The 2,673-nt window shown below is 62.8% G+C and carries 5 protein-coding genes and 1 pseudogene; all 6 read right to left on the reverse strand.

What is annotated here, in order from left to right:
* Window positions 1-201: hypothetical protein (locus tag Q0330_RS02465; RefSeq protein ID WP_299473915.1), on the reverse strand; the 201-nt coding region annotated here is incomplete at its 3' end.
* Window positions 179-505, reverse strand: coding sequence for a DUF6499 domain-containing protein (locus Q0330_RS02470; protein ID WP_299473918.1), 327 nt, complete (start codon window positions 503-505; stop codon window positions 179-181). The genes Q0330_RS02465 and Q0330_RS02470, both read right to left, overlap by 23 nt.
* 103 nt (window positions 506-608) lie before the next feature.
* The gene (locus Q0330_RS02475; protein ID WP_227446280.1) at window positions 609-890 is read right to left on the reverse strand and encodes a DUF2285 domain-containing protein; all 282 of its coding nucleotides are present in this window, start codon (window positions 888-890) and stop codon (window positions 609-611) included.
* Between the two features lie 88 nt (window positions 891-978).
* Window positions 979-1,227 carry a helix-turn-helix domain-containing protein gene (locus Q0330_RS02480; protein ID WP_299473935.1) on the reverse strand — a complete coding sequence of 83 codons (249 nt, stop codon included), beginning with the start codon at window positions 1,225-1,227 and terminating at the stop codon, window positions 979-981.
* Window positions 1,228-1,488: 261 nt separating this feature from the next.
* Entirely contained in the window at window positions 1,489-1,890 is a 402-nt protein-coding gene (locus Q0330_RS02485; RefSeq protein WP_299473932.1) for a single-stranded DNA-binding protein, read from the reverse strand.
* Between the two features lie 553 nt (window positions 1,891-2,443).
* Window positions 2,444-2,673, reverse strand: a pseudogene (locus Q0330_RS02490) (hypothetical protein); the annotation flags it as partial.

Here is a 2,673-nt window from a genome sequence, read left to right on the forward strand (position 1 = left end):
GTGAAGCTGCGCGAGCAACCTGTAGAGAGCATCGACGCGGGCGAAACCGTCTTGATCGAGCGGGACGATCGCCACCAGCGAATCGTTGTCGGAATCCGATTGCAGAACCTGCAGGCGACGTTGCCCGCCAACGCCAAGAAGATGGTGGAGGCCGTCATGGGCGAATCTGATTGTCCCTTCAGGCAGGATCGTCGGTTCCACCGCGCCGCTCAGGACCTTCGGAGCCTTCTGCAGCACGACCACCGAGGGATCGATCCGGGGGTCCCAGAGTGCGCGGGCCTTTGGAGCCGGGAGGTTGGGATCGGCCGCGAAATCGTAACCCCCATTTGTCGAGGAGCGCTGCTTTCAAAGACGCGTCATCAAGGGCGGCCTTGGAGAGGCGCGCATAGTCCTTTGCGTAGCGCTTGTTGCGGCGCAGCCATTCCCAGGCAAGATCGGACGCGCTCAGGTCTTCGACGTAGTCGTACTCTGCCGAGGAACGCCAGCCGGAGCGTTCCGACGGCATGACAAGTCCTGTTCGTCAACTTCTCTGAAACGACCTGATTTTACACGTTTTGATTGATCTTCGGGAGTCCGGCCCACCCGACATGGGCGGGTTTCGGCGTGACTCAGCCGTTCGGGCCGTCACCCCCCTGCCGAAGCAGGTCGCGATAGCCGTGCTCGGTCATCCAGCGAGCCCGCGCGAGGTGACTATCATAGACGTTCCTGCAGCGATCGGGATCATGCTTCGGATCGAGTCCAAACAGGACTTCGACCACTTCCTGCCAATCGGCTCCTTCCTCGGCAGCGTCGAAAATGCGGAGGTAGAGAACCATATGAGCATGGTCGTAGTCGGTCAGCGTGTCGCTGTCCGGCGGAGCATCCAGAAATGTCGTCTCGCCCTGTGCCATTTGCCTACAGGATCGCAGAAACGACCCCCCTCCCGAAGTTGTCTTTCCGTACAGGCGCGCTACCGATATCCGCATCAACCGGTTACGATCACTTGGCCTTTTTCGCCTTGCTCACATCGATCAAGACGCCTTCACCCTTGTCCGAATGCAGAAACGTGATGCCTGCATCCTCGAACACCCGCCGCACCTGATCCTCGGTCGACTCGTAGACACGAAGATCCTTCTCGGATTCGAGCCTCTTCAGTGCGGTCAGTGATACCAGGGCCTTATCGGCTAGCTGCTGCTGCGTCCATCCCAGCAATGCGCGCGCGGCCCGTGATTGTCGGGCGGTGATCATGATGATCACCTCCCACCCGGCCATTCACACATGCCAGAACTACGACTATTTTAGTCGCATTTCCGGGGGCTTGCCAGTGATCATCGCGGTTAGTGGCCGTTTCGGGCACTGGATCGCGAGGAAGGCGACCTGCGTGCGACTCAGTGCCCATCCAGCCGCTGCGCGCGGCGGGATATCGCCGAATGATACGAATTGTGATCGGCGTCCGACAGTGCCATCGGAGAAGCCCGGCGGCTCGCGCCGCCGGGCTTCGTTGCCGTGTCAGGACTGGTCGTCCTCATCGTCGATGAAGGAGGGCACCTCGTCCTCGGCCTGCTTGGCCTTGGTCAGGAAGTCGACCGTTTCGGCGATGATCTCGCAGCCGTAGCGGTCGACACCCGCGGCGTCGGTCCACTTGGTGTAGTGGATGCGGCCGCGGACCAGGAGCTTCATCCCCTTCTCGCAGTACTGCTGGACCGTCTTGCCGAGGCCGTTGAAGCAGGTGATGCGGTGCCATTCGGTGTCCTGGACGCGGTAACCGTTCTCGTCGCGGACGACCCGGCCTTCGGAATAGCGCGGGCGGGATGTGGCAAGGGTGAGGGTGGTGATCGAGGTGCCGCCCTGGGTGGTGCGGGTCTCGGGGGTCTGGCCGATGTTGCCAGCGAGGATGACGATGTTCTGCATGGTATGTCTCCGTTGCTCCATCCGGAGGGACCGTCCCTCCGATGAGGCCCGTCAAAGACCGCTGGACGTGGCCTGCACGGACGCCCCCGGTGTCCGCTCGACCCCCAAGTCGGGACGTGGCGCGGGCAGGCGTGGAACACGCCAACACGGGTCCCGCCGCGCGGGGTTGCCGGCCTCGGACAGACGGGCTTAGGGGATCAATCAGGAGGAGGGACAGGTCTTCTCGGGGGAGCGCCAACGGGGACGCAGTGCCGAACAATCTTCCTCGCGAATGGCAACTTGGGCCCCAGATCACGCACCCATCGACAATCGGCCTCATGCACCCACCGTCGCTTGCCGCAGCCGCGCTGTGTCCGACGGCCAGAACCCGCAGGCAGAACCGAGCACGTCAGGCATCGTTCACCGTACTCACAGGCATCGGCCCGGTTGGTTCATGGTCATGCGAGAAGACAGGGATGTTCCGGGCTTTGGCCTGCGATCAGCCAAGAACCGTCGAAGCGCGGATTTCCACCGCGCCTACGATCAACTGACGAGGGACGACCGCAACCAAGGGCTAAGGTTCGAGAAGCCCCTCGCCCAAGGAATTGAGGTTGATCATCGCCGCAACGGCGACGACAGCGCCGCAGCCACCGCAGATCAACGTCAGCATCACACCCGGGTCGAGCGCATGTTTCGCGACGCCATGGGCCAGCGCGTAGCCCGCCACGGCGGCGGGCACCGCAAAGAGCCCGAGCGCCCCGAGGCGGAGGAACGGGTTCCGAGCAAAGCCGAGAATGGCAATGA

Source organism: uncultured Paracoccus sp. (assembly GCF_937873615.1).
Taxonomy (GTDB): domain Bacteria; phylum Pseudomonadota; class Alphaproteobacteria; order Rhodobacterales; family Rhodobacteraceae; genus Paracoccus.